The following is an 18,077-nucleotide window of genomic DNA, read 5'->3' as shown; positions in this document are numbered from 1 at the left end:
AGGGGTTGACGGCAGGGGCCGGGCGCGCCTTGATGGCGGCGTCGAAATTGCTGCCGGAGCGTGCCGCCATGTCCCGCGTTTTTCATCGCCATACCCGTGAGGAACTGCCCTCCGCCGCCAAGGGCGAGGGGTGCTATATCGTCGATACCGACGGCAAGCGCTATCTGGACGCATCCGGCGGCGCGGCGGTGTCCTGCCTGGGGCACAGCCATCCGGCGGTGCAGACGGCAATCCGTGAGCAGCTGGAGCAGATTTCCTTCGCCCATACCGGCTTCTTCAGCAATCCGCCGATGGAGGCGCTGGCCGATATTCTGATCGACCAGGCGCCCGAGGGGCTGGAGCGCGTGTATTTCGTCTCCGGCGGGTCGGAGGCGATGGAGGCGGCGGTGAAGATGGCCCGCCAGTATTTCCTGGAGATCGGCCAGAAGCAGCGCACCAAACTGATCGCCCGCCGCCAGAGCTATCACGGCAACACGCTGGGCGCGCTGTCGCTGGGCGGCAATATGTGGCGGCGCGAGCCGTTCCAGCCGATCCTGCTGGAGAATGCGCATCATATCGCCCCCTGCTACGCTTATCGCGACAAGCGGCATGACGAGAGCGAGGAAGCTTACGGCCTGCGCGCGGCCAACGAGCTGGAGAAGAAAATCCTCGAACTCGGCTCCGACACCGTCGCCGCGTTTGCCTGCGAGCCGGTGGTCGGGGCGACCGCCGGCGCGCTGCCGGCGGTGCCGGGTTATCTGAAGCGCATCCGCGAGATCTGCGACCAGTATGGCGTGCTGCTGATCTTCGACGAGGTGATGTGCGGCATGGGCCGGACCGGCCATCTGTTCGCCTGCGCCGAGGATGGCGTGTCGCCCGACCTGTTGTGCATCGCCAAGGGGCTGGGGGCCGGCTATCAGCCGATCGGCGCGCTGCTGGTGGCGGGCAAAATCTTCAACGCGATCCAGCAGGGCAGCGGCTTCTTCCAGCACGGCCACACCTATATGGGCCACCCGCTGGCCTGCGCCGCGGCGTTGGCGGTGCAGAAGGTGATCCGCGACGAGAATCTGCTGGAGAATGTACAGCGGCGGGGGGCGGAACTGCGCGCCGCGCTGGAGGAGCGCTTCGGCAATCATCATTTCGTCGGCGATATTCGCGGGCGCGGCCTGTTCATCGGCATCGAGCTGGTGGCCGACCGGGCCAGCAAGCAGCCATTCGATCCCAAGCTGGCGCTGCACAACAAGATCAAGAAGAAGGCGATGCAGGAAGGTCTGATCTGCTATCCCGGCGGTGGCACCATCGACGGCCAGCAGGGCAATCATATCCTGCTCGCCCCGCCCTTCATCATCGACGAGACGCACATCGCCGAGATTGTCGACAAGCTGGGCCGCGTGCTCGATTCCGTGTTCGCCGAAGCCAAGGCGGTCGCGTGATGGAGGATTGGGTTCCGCTGGTCTCCGCCGTCGCCCCGAACGGCGCGCGGCGCACCAAGGTCGACCACCCCGCCCTGCCGATGACCGCCGAGGATATGGCGAAGACGGCCGCCGCCTGCCATGAGGCGGGGGCGGCGCTGCTGCATCTGCATGTGCGCGACAGGGAGGGCAAGCACAGCCTGGATGTGGACGCCTATCGCGACTCCATCGCGGCGGTGAAGCGGGCGGTCGGCGACGGTCTGATCATCCAGGCGACCAGCGAGGCGGCGGGAGTGTTCGAGCGGCCGGCGCAGGTCGCCATGGTGCAGGGCTTGAAGCCGGAGGCGGTGTCGCTGGCGCTGCGCGAGCTGTTGCCTGAGGGCTTCGACGAGAAGGAGGGGGCGGCCTTCTTCGCCTGGTGCCTGCGCGAGCGCATCCAGGTGCAATATATTCTCTATTCGGCGGCGGAAGTGACCCGCTTCGCCGATCTGCACGCCCGCGGGATCATCCCGCAGGAACATCCCTTCGTGCTCTATGTGCTGGGCCGGTACACCGCCGGCCAGCGCTCCTCGCCCGACGATCTGCTGCCTTTCCTGGAGGCGGGCAAGGAACTGAAACGCTGGGCGGTCTGCGCCTTCGGCCCGCGCGAATCGGCATGCGCGTTGACGGCCGTTGCGCTGGGCGGGCATAGTCGCGTGGGGTTCGAGAATAACCTCCAGGCGGCGGATGGCAGCCAGGCCGCCGATAATGCGGCCCTGATCGCCGGCGTATCCGCAGGCGCGCGGGCGATGGGACGGCCCTTGGCGGATGCCGCGACGGCGCGTCATCTGCTGGCCGATTAAGGCGACGACCAGCCGCGACAAGGGGTTGTCTTCGGGGTAAAAAGCCGTAGTAAAGGCATCCGCTGATCGATTCGATCACACGAAACAAGAACGACGGAGCAGACAGATGAAGAAGCTCACCTCCCTTTCCTTCGCCGCCGCGCTCGCGGCCGGCGCCCTCGTGATGGCGGACGGTGCCGCTGTCGCGCAGCAGAAATTCTTCACCATCGGCACCGGCGGCGTGACCGGCGTCTATTATCCGGCCGGTGGCGCTATCTGCCGCCTGGTGAATGCCGGCCGCAAGGACCATGGCCTGCGTTGCTCGGTCGAGAGCACCGGCGGCTCGATCTACAACATCAACGCCATCGGCCAGGGCGAGATGGAAATCGGCATTGCCCAGTCCGACTGGCAGTACCATGCCTATAACGGCACGGCCGGCCAGTTCGAGGGCAAGCCGATGAAGGATCTGCGGGCCGTGTTCTCGCTGCATCCCGAGCCCTTCACCGTGCTGGCGCGCAAGGATGCCGGGATCAAGAATTTCGACGATCTGAAGGGCAAGCGCGTCAATATCGGCAATCCCGGCTCCGGCCAGCGCGGGACGATGGATGTGGTGCTGAAGGCCAAGGGCTGGACCGTCAGCGACTTCTCGCTGGCCTCCGAGCTGAAGCCGGCCGAGCAGAGCCAGGCCCTGTGCGACAATAAGGTCGACGCCATCGTCTACACCGTCGGTCATCCGAACGGCTCGATCCAGGAAGCCAGCTCTTCCTGCGAAACCGTGCTGGTGAATGTCGACGGCCCGGCCATCGACAAGCTGCTGGCGGACAATCCCTATTATTCCAAGGCGGTGATTCCGGGCGGCATGTACACGGGCAGCGCCAACGACACCACGACCTTCGGCGTCGGCGCCACCGTCGTGTCCTCGGCCAAGGTCGACAATGACGTCGTCTACCAGACCGTGAAGGCGGTGTTCTCGAACTTCGACGAGTTCAAGAAACTGCATCCGGCCTTCGAGGTGCTGAGCAAGGAAGGCATGACCAAGAATGCCATCTCCGCTCCGCTGCATGACGGCGCGATGAAGTACTACAAGGAAGCCGGCCTGGTTAAGTAAGGCCGATAGTCCATATCGGGGAAACGGGGCCGTTCATACGGCCCCGTTTTTCGTTTTCCGGGATTATGTCGGCAGCGTTTCATTTTCTGCCGCACTCTTCTACAGTCGACGGACAAAACCGATAAGCGAGGGGCAGATGTCTGAGGCAAACACCGGCCGCAAGGGCATGACCGACGCGGAACTTCAAGACCTCGTCGCCCAGACAGACACCGGGTCGCGCAGCCCGGCGGGGCCCGTTGGCAAGCTGCTGCTGTGGACGGCGGTGGCCTGGTCCCTGTTCCAGCTGTGGTACGCCTCGCCGCTACCCTTCATGTTCAACATCTTCATTCTGAACGACACCGAGGCGCGGTCGATCCATCTCGCCTTCGCGCTGTTCCTGGGCTTCATGGCCTATCCGGCGCTGAAGCGATCGCCGCGCGACTATGTGCCGATCCAGGATTGGGTCATGGCCGTGGTGGCCGCCTTCTGCGCCGCCTATATCTTCATCTTCTATCGCGAGCTTGCGGGCCGGCCGGGCCGGCCCACCGATCTCGACTTGATCACCGCCGCCATCGGCATGCTGCTGCTGCTGGAGGCGACGCGCCGGGCGCTTGGCCCGCCGCTGATGATCGTCGCCATTGTCTTCCTGGTCTACACCTTCGCCGGCCCCTACATGCCGGACGTGATCGCGCATAAGGGCGCGTCGCTCCAGCGCACCATGGACCAGCAATGGATTTCGACCGAGGGCGTGTTCGGTATCGCGCTGGGCGTATCGACCAGCTTCGTCTTTCTGTTCGTGCTGTTCGGCTCCCTGTTGGATAAGGCCGGGGCGGGCAATTACTTCATCAAGGTCGCCTTCGCGCTGCTCGGCCATCTGCGGGGCGGCCCGGCCAAGGCGGCGGTCGTCTCCTCGGGTCTGACCGGGCTGATCTCCGGCTCCTCCATCGCCAATGTGGTGACCACCGGCACCTTCACCATCCCGCTGATGAAGCGCTTCGGCTTCAAGCCGGAATTCGCCGGCGCGGTGGAGGCGGTGGCCTCGACCGGCGGGCAGATCATGCCGCCGGTGATGGGGGCCGCCGCCTTCCTGATGGTCGAATATGTCGGCATTTCCTATGTCGAGGTGATCAAGCACGCCTTCCTCCCGGCGATCATCTCCTACATAGCGCTGCTCTACATCGTGCATCTGGAGGCGCTGAAGCTGGGGCTGAAGGGGCTGGACAAGCCGAACCCGAAACCCTGGCAGCAAACCCTGATCACCACCGGCATCACCATCGCCAGCTTCATCATCCTGTGCGGCGTGGTGTATTACGGCATCGGCTGGATCAAGGGCGTGTTCGGCCCGGCATCGGGCTGGATCGTCGCGGTGCTGGTGACTGGCAGCTATATCGGCCTGATCTGGTATTCGACGACGGTGCCGGAACTGGAGATGGACGATCCGAACGCGCCGTTGCTGGTGCTGCCGGAAACCGCGCCGACGGTGAAATCCGGCCTGTTCTTCCTGCTGCCGGTCGCGGTGCTGGTCTGGTGCCTGATGATCGAGCGGCTATCGCCCGGCCTGTCGGCCTTCTGGGCGACCGCCTATATGATCTTCATCCTGGTGACCCAGCGCCCGCTCATTGCTTTCTTTCGCAAGACCAATATCGGACAGTCGCTGCGGCAGGGCTTCTGGGAGCTGATCGACGGGCTGGCGACGGGTGCGCGCAACATGATCGGCATCGGTATCGCCACGGCGGCGGCCGGCATCATCGTCGGCACCGTGTCGCTGACCGGCATTGGCCTGATCATGGCGGAGTTCGTGGAGTTCATCTCCGCCGGCAATCTGATGCTGATGCTGATCTTCACCGCCATCATCAGCCTGATCCTGGGCATGGGCCTGCCGACCACGGCGAATTACATCGTGGTCTCCACCCTGATGGCCCCGGTCATCGTGGAGCTGGGCGCGCAGAGCGGGCTGTTGGTGCCGCTGATCGCGGTGCATCTGTTCGTGTTCTATTTCGGCATCATGGCGGATGTGACGCCGCCGGTCGGCCTCGCCTCCTTCGCGGCGGCGGCGATTTCCGGCGCCGACCCGATCAAGACCGGCCTGGTCGCCTTCTATTATTCGATGCGCACGGCGATCCTGCCCTTCATCTTCATCTTCAATACCGAACTGCTGCTGATCGATATTGGCGGCCCGTTCCATTTCGCCATCACGGTGACGGCCGCGGTGATCGCCATGCTGGTCTTCGCCGCCGGCACGCAAGGCTTCTTCCTGGTGCGCAGCCGGATTTGGGAATCGGTGTTGCTGGTGCTGGTCGCCTTCACCCTGCTGCGGCCGGGCTTCTGGATGGACATGATCTATCCGCCCTATGACATCATCCAGCCGACGCAGATTCAGGAGGCGCTGGGCGACCGCCCCGCGGATTCCAATGTGCGGATGATTGTGGAGGGCGAGACGCTGGACGGCGATTTCGTGACCAAGACCGTGCGCCTGCCGCTCGGCCCCGTCGCCGATGGCGAGGCGCGGCTGGAGCATGCCGGCCTGATCGTGCGCGAGGAAGGCGACAAGCTGTTCGTCGACGACATCGTCTTCGGCGGCCCGGCGGAAAAAGCCGGCATCGATTTCGACTGGGAGATCAAGCTGGTCGAAATGCCGGCCGAGCAGCCGGACAAGCAGTGGATGTTCATCCCGGCGTTGCTGCTGCTGGCCGGGATCGTGCTGCTGCAGCGCCGCCGGCGCGAGCAGCCCGGCCGACCGGCAACCGCCTGATCAAGGAGGAAAAGATGTACAAGCACATCCTTTTCCCGGTCGATCTGGGCCAGCAAGCCTCCTGGCGGGCGGCGCTGCCGGTGGCGGTCAATCTGGCCCGTCAGTTCGAGGCCAAGCTGCATGTGTTGGCGGTGGTGCCGGATTTCGGCATGTCCATCGTCGGCCAGTTCTTCCCGAAGGATTTCGAGAAGAAGGCGCTGGAGGCGACCAACAAGGAACTGCACGCCTTCGTCGACCGGGAGATTCCGCAAGACGTGCCGGTGCAGCACATCGTCACCGACGGCACGGTCTATGAGCAGATATTGCAGCTTGCGGAAAAGCTGAAGATCGACCTGATCGTCATCGCCGCGCACCGGCCGGAGCTGAAGGACTACCTGCTGGGTCCGAACGCCGCGCGGGTGGTGCGCCACGCCAATTGCTCGGTCCTGGTGGTGCGCGACTAAACGGAATTTGCCGGAGGGGGCGGGGATTACTGTCCTGCGGCTTCCAGATAGGCGATCAGGTCGGCGATCTCCTGGTCTTTTTTAAGCCCGACGAAGGCCATTCGGTTGCCGGGGATGAATTCCTTCGGCTCCTTCATGTATTTGGCGAGGTTCTCCTCGGTCCAGGTCAGGCCGTTGTCGCCGGCCGTCTTCATCGCATCGGAATATTTGAAATTCTCCACGCTGCCGGCCTTGCGACCGATCACATCGGCCAAATGCGGGCCGACCCTGTTTGTCGTCTTGTCGGCGACATGGCAGGCGCGGCATTTGTTGAAAATTTTCTGACCGGCCGCCGCGTCGCCGGCGGCGAGGGCGGGAGCATTGGCGGCGGCGGTGGCTGCCATCATCGCGAGCGCGATCAGGGCTGGCTTCCTCATGGACTATCTCCGGTTGCGGTTATCACGGGCGGTTCCAGAGGTGGAATTTGAGCGCGCGGGCGGCACCGGCCCAGTGCGCGAATGGTCGCATATGACGGGAGGGGCGGCCGGATTGCCCGGATTGCAGGTATGGGCCGGTAGGCGCATAATGTCGTGACGCCTGGTTTCAGTAATTTGCGGTAACAGCGGTGACCAAGACACCCGAAAGCTCTTCCGGCATCACCAAAGCCGATGTGGCGCGTCTGGCGACGGATCCGTCGCCGACGGCGCGGCGCGTGACCGTGGAGAAGCTGGCCGAGACCTATGCCGGCGGCAACCTGACCGAGCAGGACCGCATTCTGGCGATGGAAGTGTTCCGGGTTTTTGCCCGCGATGCCGAGCAGCGGGTGCGCGAGGCGCTGTCCGCCAGCCTGAAGGCGCTGCCCGACCTGCCGCACGATCTGGCGCTGACCCTGGCGCGCGATGTCGCCGCCGTGGCGACGCCGATCCTGGAGGAAGCCTCGGTACTGACCGTCGAGGATCTGATCGGCATCGTGCAGGCCGGCGATGCGGGCAAGCAGGTTGCCGTCGCCAGGCGCAAGCATGTGCCGGAGAAACTCGCCGAGGCCTTGATCGACAGCGGCAGCGAGGATGCGGCCGCCGCCGTTGTCGCCAATCCTGGCGCGGAGATGGGAGAGCAGACGCTGAACCGGGCGATCGCCGCCTATCCCGGTAGCGAGGACGTGCAGCGCGGCCTGGTGAGCCGCCCGAGCCTGCCGGTTGCTATCGCCGAGAAGCTGGTCACGCTGGTGTCGGAGAAGCTGCGCGAGCATCTGGTGACTCACCATGCGCTCTCCCCGGATCGCGCCACCGACCTGATATTGGAGACTCGCGAACGCGCCATCATGGGATTGTTGCAGGGCGAGGGTGGCGGCGTCGAGGCGGAGGCGCTGGCGCATGAGCTGCATCGCAATGGCCGGCTGACCGAATCGCTGTTGCTGCGCGCCGCCTGCCTGGGCGATATCGACTTCGTGGAAGCCAGCCTGGCGGCCATCGCCAAGGTGCCGGTGGAAAATGCCCGCCGCCTGGTGCATGACGCCGGCCGCCGCGGCCTGGTCTCGCTGTTGCAGAAGGCGAAGTTGCCGAGCCGCGTCGCCATCGTGCTGAAAAGCGCCGTCGAGGTGGCCGAGGAGACCGGCTATGACGGGCTGGAACACGACCGGGAACGTTACGCTATCCGCATGGCCGAGCGCGTGCTGACCGCCCTGGACGAAAGCGGCGACGATGTCTCCGGCGAGGATCTCGACTACCTCATCCGCAAAATGGACAGCCTGCGCGCCCAGGCAGCTGCTTAACGGCGATTCTGACGGCGTGGGATAGGCGCGGCCGCGCTTACCCCGGCAGCAGATCGGCGAAGAAGTCGTTGCCCTTGTCGTCCATGATGACGAAGGCCGGGAAGTCGACCACTTCGATGCGCCAGACCGCTTCCATGCCGAGTTCGGGATATTCCAGCACCTCGACCTTGGTGATGCAATCCTGCGCCAGCCGCGCCGCCGAGCCGCCGATGGAGCCCAGATAGAAGCCGCCGTAAGTCTTGCAGGCGTTCTTCACCTGGGCGGAGCGGTTGCCCTTGGCCAGCGAGATCAGCGAGCCGCCATTTTTCATCATCACGTCGGCGTAGGAATCCATCCGCCCCGCCGTGGTCGGGCCGAAGGAGCCGGACGCATAGCCTTCCGGCGTCTTGGACGGCCCGGCATAATAGACGATGTGCTGCTTGAAATAGTCGGGCAGCCCTTCGCCGCTGTCGATCCGCTCCTTCAGCTTGGCGTGGGCGATGTCGCGCGCCACGATCATCGGACCGGAGAGCGACAGGCGGGTCTTGATCGGATAGGCGGAAAGCTGCTTGCGGATCTCGTCCATCGGCCGGTTCAGATCGACCTGGACCACCTCGCCGCCCAACTTTTCGTCTGTCACCTCCGGCAGGTACTTCTCCGGATGGCGCTCCAGCGCCTCCAGGAACACGCCGTCCTTGGTGATCTTGCCGACAGCCTGGCGGTCGGCCGAGCAGGAGACGCCAAGGCCGATCGGCACCGAGGCGCCGTGGCGCGGCAAGCGGATGACACGCACATCGTGGCAGAAATACTTGCCGCCGAACTGCGCACCGATGCCCATCTGCCGGGTCATCTCCAGAATGATCCGCTCGGTCTCGATGTCGCGGAAGGCGTGGCCGGTCTCGCTGCCCTCGGTCGGCAGCCCGTCGAGATAGCGCGCCGAGGCCAGCTTCACCGTCTTCAGGTTGATCTCCGCCGAGGTGCCGCCGATCACGATGGCCAGGTGATAGGGCGGGCAGGCCGCCGTTCCCAGCGTCTTGATCTTCTCGTCCAGGAAGGCATAGAGCTTTTCCGGGTTCAGCACGGCGGGCGTCTGCTGGAACAGGAAGGCCTTGTTGGCCGAGCCGCCGCCCTTGGCCATGAACAGGAATTTGTAGGCGCTGCCCTCGGTGGCATAGAGCTCAATCTGCGCCGGCAGGTTGGAGCCGGTGTTCTTCTCCTTGAACATGCTCAAGGGCGCGAGCTGGCTGTAGCGCAGATTGGTCTCGGTGTAGGTCTTGAACACGCCGCGGGCGATGGCTTGCTCGTCGCCGCCGCCGGTAAAGACGTTCTGGCCCTTCTTGCCCATCACGATGGCGGTGCCGGTGTCCTGGCACATGGGCAGGATGCCGGCGGCCGCGATGTTGGCGGTCTTCAACAGGTCGAAGGCGACATATTTGTCGTTATCCGACGCCTCGGGATCGTCCAGGATGGCGCGCAGCTGGCCCAGATGGCCGGGGCGCAGCAGGTGCTGGATGTCCTTGAAGGCTTCGTCGGTCAGCAGGGTCAGCGCCTGCGGGTCCACCTTCAGGATTTCCGTGCCGTCCAGATCGACGGTGGAGACGAAGTCGCCGGTGAGCTTGCGGTAGGGGGTGGTGTCCTCCCCCGTCGGGAACATGTCCTGATAGACGAAATCGACCATCGCGTGCCTGCCTCGATTGCGGTGCTGGGCCGGGGCGCACAGGCCACCGGCCGGGCGGTTCCGGGTTCGGCGCAACTGGTAGCAGGCTAGGGCCGGGAGGTCCAGCCGGCGCGCGGCCGGGCGTGCATCAAGCGGCGTATACGCGGGCGGCTATTTCTTGCGGAAAGTGTCCAGCGTGACGACGTTGGCGCCGGCATCGGCCGGCGGCTCCTCGGTCGGCTCCGCGGGCTTCGGCCCGGCCTTGGCGGCCTTCGCCTTCTTCGTCGGCTTTTCCGCCGGCGCATCCCCGTCGCCACGCCCGGCGGCGGGCACCAGCGGCGTCACGCCGTTGCTGCCGGCGGGCGTTTCGGTCGCCAGGACGGGCTTTGCCTCATCCTCCTCCGACTGCACCTGGAACTGCAGGCCGAACTTCACCGAAGGATCGACGAAGCCGGTGATCGCCGCATAGGGGATGGCCAAGCGCTCATGCACGTCGTTGAAGCTGAGCAGAACCTCGAAACCGTCGGCATCGGCCTTCAGCCCCCAATATTGGTGCTGCAGGACGATGGTCATCTCGTCCTCGTATTTCTGCTTCAGATAGACGGGGATTTCGACGCCCGGATAGCGGGTCTTGAAGGTGATGTAGAAATGGTGTTCGCCGGGAAGACCATTCTGCGCCACTTCGTTCATGGCCGTGCGAACGACGCTGCGCAGCGCCTCTTCCACCAGCCGGTCATATCTCAATTGATCCTGCACGTATCGCTATCGCCGTCCGGTGCCAAGCCTGGCTGTTGATGAAGGGCGGAGTGGCCCGCGAAGTGGGGGGCTTCTGTTGCCCGGTGCCCCCCGAACCGCGCCTTACCTTAGCAAGATAAGGACTTAAGGGTGGTTACCCAGAACCGCAATTAAGCGGCGAGGGCGACCTGCTTGGAGTTGTCATTCGCAACTACTAGCTTGGTCCGATAACGGTGGTACCATGCCGGGAGAAACTTACGCCTTTACCACACACGTCGATCCTGTTTCGCCCCCAGGGTGATGCGTTGCCAACGCATCGGGAATTGGTGGAGGCGCCGGGTACCGCCCCCGGGTCCGTAATGCTTATTCCGCGAAAGGTTTATCCCCATAGTCGGTTGCCCGACGCCTTAGATAATAGGTAGTCGGAGGCCAGAGTGAAAGGGGCTAACGCTTGCGCCTAATGGATATTGTGCCATGTGCCCTACTATATATAGTAGGGCTTCTCAGCATCGCCCCTCCGGGTTAGAGTTTCGCCATGCAGCAATATCTCGATCTCCTGCGCCATGTGCGCGCCCACGGGGCCTATAAATCGGACCGCACCGGCACCGGCACCTACAGCGTGTTCGGCTATCAGATGCGTTTCGATTTGGCGGCCGGCTTCCCGCTGGTCACCACAAAGAAGCTGCATGTGAAATCGATCATCCATGAGTTGCTGTGGTTCCTGCAGGGCGACACCAACATCGCCTATCTGAAGCGTCATGGCGTGTCGATCTGGGACGAATGGGCGGACGAGAACGGTGATCTCGGCCCCGTCTACGGCCATCAATGGCGCTCCTGGCCCACGCCGGACGGCGGCAAGATCGACCAGATCGCCCAGCTCATCCAACAGATCCGGACCAACCCGGATTCCCGCCGGCTGATCGTCAGCGCCTGGAACGTGGCGGAGGTTGGCCAGATGGCCCTCCCGCCCTGCCATTGCCTGTTCCAGTTCTATGTCGCCGAGGGCAAACTTTCCTGCCAGCTCTACCAGCGCTCAGCCGACATTTTTCTCGGCGTGCCGTTCAACATTGCCTCCTATGCGCTGCTGACCCTGATGGTGGCCCAGGTGACCGGCCTTAAGCCGGGCGCGTTCATTCACACGCTGGGTGACGCCCACCTCTACGCCAATCATGTCGAGCAGGCGGATTTGCAGCTGACCCGCGATCCCCGCCCCCTGCCGACCCTGCGCCTGAACCCCCAGGTGCATGAGTTGCTCGACTTCGTCTATGACGATTTCACCCTGGAGGATTACGCCCCCCACCCGCATATCAAAGCCCCGGTGGCGGTATAAAAAAGCAACTGTTGTATATACAGAAGTAGATGCGTATCTTTGTTTTCGAAGGGGGGTGAAAAGCTTCACCCTTATTTTCTATCTGCGTCTCCTTGATCGTCTCATGGTCAAGTCATGAACGGATCGGAGGACGCAGATGGAATTCGAATGGGACGATGCCAAGCGTTATTCGAATATCGAAAAGCACGGCATCGACTTTATCGCGGCAAAGGATGTGTTTCTAAGTTTCACTTTGATCGTCGAAACCTCCTATCGCCGCCTGGGAGAGCGCCGGTTTTTAGCGATCGGTCCATTGGAAGGCATTTTTGTCGTGGTGGTTTTCACCGAAAGAGGTCAAGTCCGTCGGCTGATATCGGCCAGGAGGGCAAGCGATTATGAAGAAAGACTCTACAATCAAGCGCTACAAGCTTGGTGATCGGGCCGGCGATATGACCGATTGGTCACGGGTCGATGCGCTTACCGACGCGGACATCGAGAAGGCCATCGCGGAAGACCCCGACGCAGCCCCCCTGCTGGACGAGGAGTGGTTCGCCAAGGCGCGGCTGCTCTATCCGCAGGAGAAGGCGGCGATCTCGATCCGGCTGGACCAGGACATTGTCGATTATTTCAAGAGTCAGGGCCGTGGCTACCAGACGCGGATCAACGCGGTGCTACGGGCCTATATGGATGCCGAAAAATCCCGCAAGGTCGGCTGACCGCCCATGATCGTCTCGGCGATTGTCGCCATGTCCCGGAACCGGGTTATCGGACGCGATGGCGGGTTGCCGTGGCGGCTGCCGGAGGATTTGAAATTCTTCAAGCGCACCACGCTGGGCAAGCCGGTGGTGATGGGGCGCAAGACGTATGTCTCCATCGGCCGGCCACTGCCGGGGCGGCCGAACATCGTGGTGACGCGCGATAGCGGCTTCCGGGCCGAGGGCGTGACGGTGACGCACGATATCGATGCCGCGCTTGCGGCGGCGGAGACGCAGGCGCTGGCCATCGGCGCGCAGGAGATCATGGTGATCGGCGGCGCGGAGATTTACGCGCAGGCGCTGCCCCGCACCGACCGCATCTATCTCACTGAAGTCGCGGCCGACATTGAGGGCGACGCCTTCTTTCCCGCCCTGGAGCCCCGCGTCTGGCGGGAGGCAGCCCGCACGAAACCGGTTGTGGATGACGCCTCGGGTTTATCCTACTCTTTCATAACCCTAGAACGCGTAGGGCTTTAAGCGTTTCCCGAAAGGCGTCGGTCATGGCGCAGTCAGGCCCCGGCCACGCGGCAGGCCGGCATTGGAATTTATACATCCCCAAGCTGGTGACCAGCTTGCGGGAAGGCTACCGGTGGGATGATTTCCGGCATGATGCCATTGCCGGACTGACAGTCGCCATCGTGGCCTTGCCGCTGGCCATGGCCCTGGCGATCGCCAGCGGCACCACGCCTGAGCGCGGCCTCTATACCGCCATCGTGGCCGGCTTCCTGATCTCCGCCCTGGGCGGCAGCCGGTTCCAGATCGGCGGGCCGACCGGGGCCTTCGTCGTCGTCGTCTTCACCGTGATCGAGCGGCACGGCTATGACGGGCTGGTGCTGGCGACGCTGATGGCCGGCGCGATGCTGCTGCTGTTCGGTCTGTTCCGCCTGGGCACCTACATCAAATATGTGCCGCAGCCGGTGGTGACCGGGTTCACGGCGGGCATCGCGGTCATCATCTTCTCCAGCCAGGTGAAGGATCTGCTGGGGCTGCGGATCGACCAGCTGCCGGCCGATTTCCTGCATCAATGGCAGACTTATCTGAGCCATCTGGGCAGCGCCAACCCGGCCGCCATCGGCATGGCGGCGGGCACGCTGGGGATTATCCTGGCGTTGCGGCGCTGGCGGCCGAAGCTCCCGGCCTTCCTGATCGGCGTGTTGGTCGGCACGCTGGTCGTGGTGGCGCTCGGCTTGCCGGTGGAGACCATCGGCAGCCGGTTTGGCGAGATTCCCGCCACGCTGCCCAGCCCGACGCTGCCGGAGATATCGCTGGAGCGCGTCCGCCTGCTGCTGCCGGACGCCTTCACCATCGCGCTGCTCGCCGGCATCGAATCCCTGCTGTCGGCGATGGTGGCCGACGGCATGACCGGCCGCCGCCATCGTTCCAACTGCGAGCTGGTGGCCCAGGGTGTCGCCAATCTCGGCTCGGCGCTGTTCGGCGGCATTCCGGCGACCGGGGCCATCGCCCGCACCGCGACCAATGTGCGTGCCGGCGCGCGCACGCCGGTGGCGGGCATGCTGCATGCCGTCTTTCTGCTGGCCTTCATGCTGTTGCTGGCGCCGCTGATGGAATATGTGCCGCTGGCCTGCCTGGCCGCCGTGCTGGTGGTGGTGGCCTGGAACATGAGCGAGGCGCACCGCTTCCGCCATCTGCTGCGCGCGCCGCGCGGCGACCGGGCGGTGCTGCTGCTGACCTTCGGGCTTACGGTGCTGGTCGATCTGACGGTGGCGATCCAGCTCGGCATCGTGCTGGCGGCGCTGTTGTTCATGGTGCGCATGGCGGACGCGGTGGAGATTCGCAGCGACTTGGCCGAGCCGGAGCAGGACGAGGAGACTTTGCCGGCCGACGATAATGCGCGCGAAGAGCTGCCGGCCAGCGTGGAGGTGTTTCAGATACGCGGCCCGCTTTTCTTCGGCGCGACCGCGCGACTGACCGATGTGCTGGACCGGATCGGCGTGGTGCCGGCGGTCTTTATTCTGCGGCTGCGCCACGTGCCGATGATCGATTCCAGCGGCGTCGAGGCGCTGTCGATTTTCCTGGAGCGCTGCCGCCGCCAGGGCACCATCGTCATCCTGTCCGGATTGCAGCGCCAGCCGGCAAAAATACTGTCCCGGATGGGCGTCACCGGCGAGCGGTCCGGGATCGTGCTCGCCGAGGATTATCCCGCTGCGCTGAGCCGGGCCCGGGCGCTGATCGACAGTTAGGCCATAACGGGCGCGGCGGTAGAGCGAATCTCATTGAAAACATGAGATCGCGGCCAATATCGGGAAGGTCCGACCGGCATGCGCCGGCGGGGGCGCCGTTTTGTGCCGCGGAAGCGGCCGGTCTTCCTAGAAACCGGCCGCAGGATCGCGTATGCATGACGGCCGGGGAACATCAGCTCAACGACAGGCAGGGAAACAGGGATGCCTTGGAATAATAATCAGGGCGGCGGCCCCTGGGGAGGCGGCGGCGGAGGCGGCGGTAGCCCCTGGGGCAGGCCGGGCGGTTCCGGCGGCAGCGGCGGTGGCGGAGGCGGCGGTGGTCCTCAGCCGCCGAACATCGAGGAGCTGCTGAAGAAAAGCCAGGAGCGCTTCAAGACGATGATGCCGGGCGGTTTCGGCAACGCCCGCGGCATCGTGCTTATCATTCTCGTCGCCATCGCGGTCTGGGCGGCCAGCGGCTTCTATCGCGTGCAGCCGGACGAGCAGGGCGTGGTTCTGCGCTTTGGCGAGTGGGTGCGCACCACCGGTCCGGGCCTGAATTACCATCTTCCCAGCCCGATCGAGAGCGTGATGACGCCCAACGTCACCCGTGAAAACCGCATCGAGGTGGGCTTCCGGTCCGCCGGCGACAGTTCCGGGCGTACCGGCACGGTGCGCGACGACGCCGAAGAAAGCCTGATGCTGACCGGCGACGAGAATATCGTCGATATCGATTTCGTCGTGTTCTGGCGCATCAAGGATGCGGGTCAATTCCTGTTCAATCTGCGCAACCCGGACCTCACCGTTAAGGCGTCGGCGGAAAGCGTGATGCGCGAGATCATCGGCCAGACGCCGATCCAGGTGGCGCTGACCGAAGGCCGTCAGTTCATCGAAGTGCGCGCCACCGAACGTACCCAGGCCCTGCTGGACGAATACCAGGCCGGCGTCGAAGTGCGGCAGATTCAGCTGCTGGCGGTCGATCCGCCGAATTCGGTCATCGACGCCTTCAACGAGGTGCAGCGCGCCCGCGCCGACAAGGAGCGCGTGCGCAACGAGGCCGAGGCCTACCGCAACGACATCGTGCCGCGCGCCCGTGGTGATGCCGAACGGCTGATCCAGGAGGCCCGCGCCTACCGGGAAGAGGTGGTGAACCGCTCCCAGGGTGATGCGCAGCGCTTCCTGTCGGTTTACGAGGCCTACGCCAAGTCGCAGGACGTGACCACGCAGCGCATCTATATCGAGACCATGCAGGAAGTGCTGGGCAACGTGAACAAGGTGATCGTCGACGATAAGGACGGGGCCAGCGGGGTCGTACCCTATCTGCCGCTGCCCGAACTCCAGCGCCGGACGCAGCCGCGTCCCGCGCAGCCGGCGCAGTAAGGGGGACGCGACATGTCACAACGTTTTCTCGCGATCCTGGGCGGCCTCGTCATCCTGATCGGCGTGGTCGCCACCAGCGCGCTCTTCGTGGTCGAGCAGACCCAGCAGGCCCTCGTGCTGCAGCTGGGCGAGCCGAAGCGCGTGGTGAAGGAACCCGGCCTGCATGTGAAGATTCCCTTTATCCAGAATGTGGAATATTTCGAATTGCGGGTGCTGGATCTCGATCCGCCGCGCCAGCAGGTCATCCTGGTCGATCAGAAGCGCCTGGACGTCGATTCCTATGCCCGCTTCCGTATCACCGATCCGCTGCAATTCTACCAGTCGGTCGGCAATGAGTTCGGCGCCCGGCAGCGTTTGACGGCGATCGTCAACTCCTCGCTGCGCCGCGCGCTCGGCAACGCCACGCTGGCCGACATCCTGTCCGAGAAGCGGCAGGCGATCATCAGCCAGATGACGGCCGAGGTGAACCAGTCGGTCGAACGGCTGGGCATGCGCATCGTCGATGTCCGGGTGCGCCGCGCCGATTATCCGGAGCAGACCAGCCAGGCGATCTACAACCGCATGCGCTCCGAACGCGAGCGCGAGGCCAAGGAGGCGCGCGCCGAGGGCTTCGAGCTGGGCCAGCAGATCCGCGCCGATGCCGACCGCCAGCGCATCGTCATCGTCGCCAATGCCGAACGCGAGGCGCAGATTCTCCGAGGCGAAGGCGATGCGGAGGCGATCAATATCTACGCCGAGGCCTTCGGCCGCGACCGGGAGTTCTTCGCCTTCTACCGCTCGATGGAGGCGTACCGCGAGGCGCTGGGTAAGGACGGCACCACCATGGTGCTTTCCCCGAACAGCGATTTCTTCCGCTTCTTCAACGATATCCGGGGCGGGGCCAGCGGGCAGGGCGGCATGCCGGCGGCGCGCTGATCGAGCCTGCGTTTCGACCTTCCACAAAAGGGGCGGCGGTGCATCAACCGCCGCCCTTTTTCATGCCCGGCCAGACGCAAGACACAGCGCCGTCCCGCACCGGCGCGAGGCAAGCAAGGGCGGGGGCGCAGCCCATCTTAATTTCACCATATATCGACGCTTCCTTTCGGAGGCGACAGGAAGCGTCAACCCATCGCCAATCGCGTCGCCAAATGGCATTCTAGATGTCTGCCCGGCTTGGATGTGGCGAGAAACGCCCCATTTGGAACATGGCCCCACACAGGAAGAAAGACGAGAGAAGCACCCTATGAGCAATCGTCTCGCTCCCCCATCCGACGCTCCCCGGTTCGGCGCTCCCCGTTTCGGCGCTCCCCGATTTAGCGCTCCCCGGTTCGGCCTGGGCGCGCGCCGCCTGGCCGCTGCCCTGCTGGTCGCGCTGCTGAGCGTGCCTGTCTTGCCGGCGGCGGCCCGCACCGCGCCGGAAAGCTTCGCCGACCTGGCGGAGAAGCTGCTGCCGGCGGTGGTCAATATCTCGACCACCCAGAGCGTGCAGCCGAGCCAGGAAGTGCCGGAGATGCCGCAATTCCCGCCCGGCTCGCCGTTCGAGGAATTCTTTAAGGATTTCTTCGAGCGCAATCAGCCCAACCAGTCGCGCCGCGCCACCTCGCTGGGATCCGGCTTCGTGATCGACGCGGCCGGCCTGATCGTCACCAACAACCATGTCATCGCCGACGCCGACAAGATCACGGTGCGCTTCCATGACGACCGTGAGTTCGAGGCCGAGCTGGTCGGCCGCGACCCGAAGACCGACATGGCGCTGCTGCGCATCAAGCCAGGCGACTACAAGCTGCATGCCGTGCCCTGGGGCAACAGCGACGCCGCGCGCGTCGGCGACTGGGTGGTGGCCATCGGCAACCCGTTCG

The 18,077-nt window shown here is 64.5% G+C and carries 17 protein-coding genes and 1 other RNA gene; 14 read left to right on the top strand and 4 right to left on the bottom strand.

Annotated elements, in window-relative coordinates:
• Positions 1-68: 68 nt before the first annotated feature.
• From AUP43_RS06450 to AUP43_RS06430, 5 genes are all read left to right on the top strand, one after another.
• A complete protein-coding gene (locus tag AUP43_RS06450; protein WP_067554083.1) occupies positions 69-1,412 on the top strand; it encodes an aspartate aminotransferase family protein in 1,344 nt (447 codons plus the stop codon).
• Positions 1,412-2,233 (top strand): BKACE family enzyme, encoded by an 822-nt coding sequence (locus AUP43_RS06445; RefSeq protein ID WP_067553993.1) that lies wholly within the window; start codon positions 1,412-1,414, stop codon positions 2,231-2,233. The genes AUP43_RS06450 and AUP43_RS06445 overlap by 1 nt, the downstream gene beginning before the upstream one ends.
• Positions 2,234-2,339: 106 nt before the next feature.
• Entirely contained in the window at positions 2,340-3,320 is a 981-nt protein-coding gene (locus tag AUP43_RS06440; RefSeq protein ID WP_067553990.1) for a TAXI family TRAP transporter solute-binding subunit, read from the top strand.
• 136 nt (positions 3,321-3,456) lie between these two features.
• Positions 3,457-6,051 (top strand): TRAP transporter permease, encoded by a 2,595-nt coding sequence (locus AUP43_RS06435; RefSeq protein ID WP_067553987.1) that lies wholly within the window; start codon positions 3,457-3,459, stop codon positions 6,049-6,051.
• Between the two features lie 14 nt (positions 6,052-6,065).
• Entirely contained in the window at positions 6,066-6,494 is a 429-nt protein-coding gene (locus AUP43_RS06430) for a universal stress protein (RefSeq protein ID WP_067553984.1), read from the top strand.
• Positions 6,495-6,520: 26 nt separating this feature from the next.
• Here AUP43_RS06430 and AUP43_RS06425 read toward each other — a convergent pair whose 3' ends face one another.
• On the bottom strand, positions 6,521-6,910 hold the full coding sequence (locus AUP43_RS06425; protein ID WP_067553981.1) for a c-type cytochrome: 390 nt from the start codon (positions 6,908-6,910) through the stop codon (positions 6,521-6,523).
• A 188-nt stretch (positions 6,911-7,098) separates the two neighbouring features.
• Between AUP43_RS06425 and AUP43_RS06420 the strand changes: the two genes are divergently transcribed.
• Entirely contained in the window at positions 7,099-8,244 is a 1,146-nt protein-coding gene (locus tag AUP43_RS06420) for a DUF2336 domain-containing protein (protein ID WP_067553978.1), read from the top strand.
• Between the two features lie 37 nt (positions 8,245-8,281).
• On the opposite strand, the gene AUP43_RS06415 is transcribed toward AUP43_RS06420, so the two are convergent.
• From AUP43_RS06415 to ssrA, 3 genes are all read right to left on the bottom strand, one after another.
• Positions 8,282-9,901, bottom strand: a complete 1,620-nt coding sequence (locus AUP43_RS06415; protein ID WP_067553976.1) for a fumarate hydratase — start codon at positions 9,899-9,901, stop codon at positions 8,282-8,284.
• Positions 9,902-10,051: 150 nt separating this feature from the next.
• A complete protein-coding gene (locus AUP43_RS18600) occupies positions 10,052-10,636 on the bottom strand; it encodes an SspB family protein (protein ID WP_232314895.1) in 585 nt (194 codons plus the stop codon).
• Positions 10,637-10,697: 61 nt separating this feature from the next.
• Positions 10,698-11,059: a transfer-messenger RNA gene (ssrA, locus tag AUP43_RS06405) on the bottom strand.
• Positions 11,060-11,150: 91 nt separating this feature from the next.
• On the opposite strand from ssrA, the gene AUP43_RS06400 reads away from it, so the two are divergent.
• The 8 genes from AUP43_RS06400 to AUP43_RS06365 all read left to right on the top strand — a co-directional run.
• Positions 11,151-11,945 (top strand): thymidylate synthase, encoded by a 795-nt coding sequence (locus AUP43_RS06400; RefSeq protein ID WP_067553973.1) that lies wholly within the window; start codon positions 11,151-11,153, stop codon positions 11,943-11,945.
• Positions 11,946-12,081: 136 nt separating this feature from the next.
• On the top strand, positions 12,082-12,360 hold the full coding sequence (locus AUP43_RS06395; protein ID WP_067553971.1) for a BrnT family toxin: 279 nt from the start codon (positions 12,082-12,084) through the stop codon (positions 12,358-12,360).
• Positions 12,320-12,640, top strand: coding sequence for a BrnA antitoxin family protein (locus AUP43_RS06390; protein WP_067553968.1), 321 nt, complete (start codon positions 12,320-12,322; stop codon positions 12,638-12,640). Before AUP43_RS06395 ends, AUP43_RS06390 begins: the two co-directional genes overlap by 41 nt.
• Before the next feature lie 6 nt (positions 12,641-12,646).
• Positions 12,647-13,156, top strand: a complete 510-nt coding sequence (locus AUP43_RS06385) for a dihydrofolate reductase (protein WP_067553965.1) — start codon at positions 12,647-12,649, stop codon at positions 13,154-13,156.
• Between the two features lie 23 nt (positions 13,157-13,179).
• The gene (locus AUP43_RS06380) at positions 13,180-14,880 is read left to right on the top strand and encodes a SulP family inorganic anion transporter (protein ID WP_067553963.1); all 1,701 of its coding nucleotides are present in this window, start codon (positions 13,180-13,182) and stop codon (positions 14,878-14,880) included.
• Positions 14,881-15,081: 201 nt separating this feature from the next.
• Positions 15,082-16,239 (top strand): FtsH protease activity modulator HflK, encoded by a 1,158-nt coding sequence (gene hflK / locus AUP43_RS06375; RefSeq protein ID WP_067553960.1) that lies wholly within the window; start codon positions 15,082-15,084, stop codon positions 16,237-16,239.
• A gap of 12 nt (positions 16,240-16,251) precedes the next feature.
• Positions 16,252-17,154 carry a protease modulator HflC gene (hflC, locus tag AUP43_RS06370; protein WP_067553957.1) on the top strand — a complete coding sequence of 301 codons (903 nt, stop codon included), beginning with the start codon at positions 16,252-16,254 and terminating at the stop codon, positions 17,152-17,154.
• Positions 17,155-17,461: 307 nt separating this feature from the next.
• The coding region (locus AUP43_RS06365; protein WP_198154836.1) for a trypsin-like peptidase domain-containing protein at positions 17,462-18,077 on the top strand (616 nt) is incomplete at its 3' end.

It is taken from the genome of Oceanibaculum pacificum, from assembly GCF_001618175.1.
Taxonomy (GTDB): domain Bacteria; phylum Pseudomonadota; class Alphaproteobacteria; order Oceanibaculales; family Oceanibaculaceae; genus Oceanibaculum; species Oceanibaculum pacificum.
Note: the sequence above shows the minus strand (reverse complement) of the source record. Positions and strands in the feature narration are given on the sequence as shown.

What these genes read in the sequence shown, in the direction of transcription:
- AUP43_RS06450 (WP_067554083.1), top strand. Translation starts at nt 69, where the DNA reads ATGTCCCGCGTTTTTCATCGCCATACCCGTGAGGAACTGCCCTCCGCC.
- AUP43_RS06445 (WP_067553993.1), top strand. Translation starts at nt 1,412, where the DNA reads ATGGAGGATTGGGTTCCGCTGGTCTCCGCCGTCGCCCCGAACGGCGCG.
- AUP43_RS06440 (WP_067553990.1), top strand. Translation starts at nt 2,340, where the DNA reads ATGAAGAAGCTCACCTCCCTTTCCTTCGCCGCCGCGCTCGCGGCCGGC.
- AUP43_RS06435 (WP_067553987.1), top strand. Translation starts at nt 3,457, where the DNA reads ATGTCTGAGGCAAACACCGGCCGCAAGGGCATGACCGACGCGGAACTT.
- AUP43_RS06430 (WP_067553984.1), top strand. Translation starts at nt 6,066, where the DNA reads ATGTACAAGCACATCCTTTTCCCGGTCGATCTGGGCCAGCAAGCCTCC.
- AUP43_RS06425 (WP_067553981.1), bottom strand. Translation starts at nt 6,910, where the DNA reads ATGAGGAAGCCAGCCCTGATCGCGCTCGCGATGATGGCAGCCACCGCC.
- AUP43_RS06415 (WP_067553976.1), bottom strand. Translation starts at nt 9,901, where the DNA reads ATGGTCGATTTCGTCTATCAGGACATGTTCCCGACGGGGGAGGACACC.
- AUP43_RS06400 (WP_067553973.1), top strand. Translation starts at nt 11,151, where the DNA reads ATGCAGCAATATCTCGATCTCCTGCGCCATGTGCGCGCCCACGGGGCC.
- AUP43_RS06395 (WP_067553971.1), top strand. Translation starts at nt 12,082, where the DNA reads ATGGAATTCGAATGGGACGATGCCAAGCGTTATTCGAATATCGAAAAG.
- AUP43_RS06390 (WP_067553968.1), top strand. Translation starts at nt 12,320, where the DNA reads ATGAAGAAAGACTCTACAATCAAGCGCTACAAGCTTGGTGATCGGGCC.
- AUP43_RS06385 (WP_067553965.1), top strand. Translation starts at nt 12,647, where the DNA reads ATGATCGTCTCGGCGATTGTCGCCATGTCCCGGAACCGGGTTATCGGA.
- AUP43_RS06380 (WP_067553963.1), top strand. Translation starts at nt 13,180, where the DNA reads ATGGCGCAGTCAGGCCCCGGCCACGCGGCAGGCCGGCATTGGAATTTA.
- hflK (WP_067553960.1), top strand. Translation starts at nt 15,082, where the DNA reads ATGCCTTGGAATAATAATCAGGGCGGCGGCCCCTGGGGAGGCGGCGGC.
- hflC (WP_067553957.1), top strand. Translation starts at nt 16,252, where the DNA reads ATGTCACAACGTTTTCTCGCGATCCTGGGCGGCCTCGTCATCCTGATC.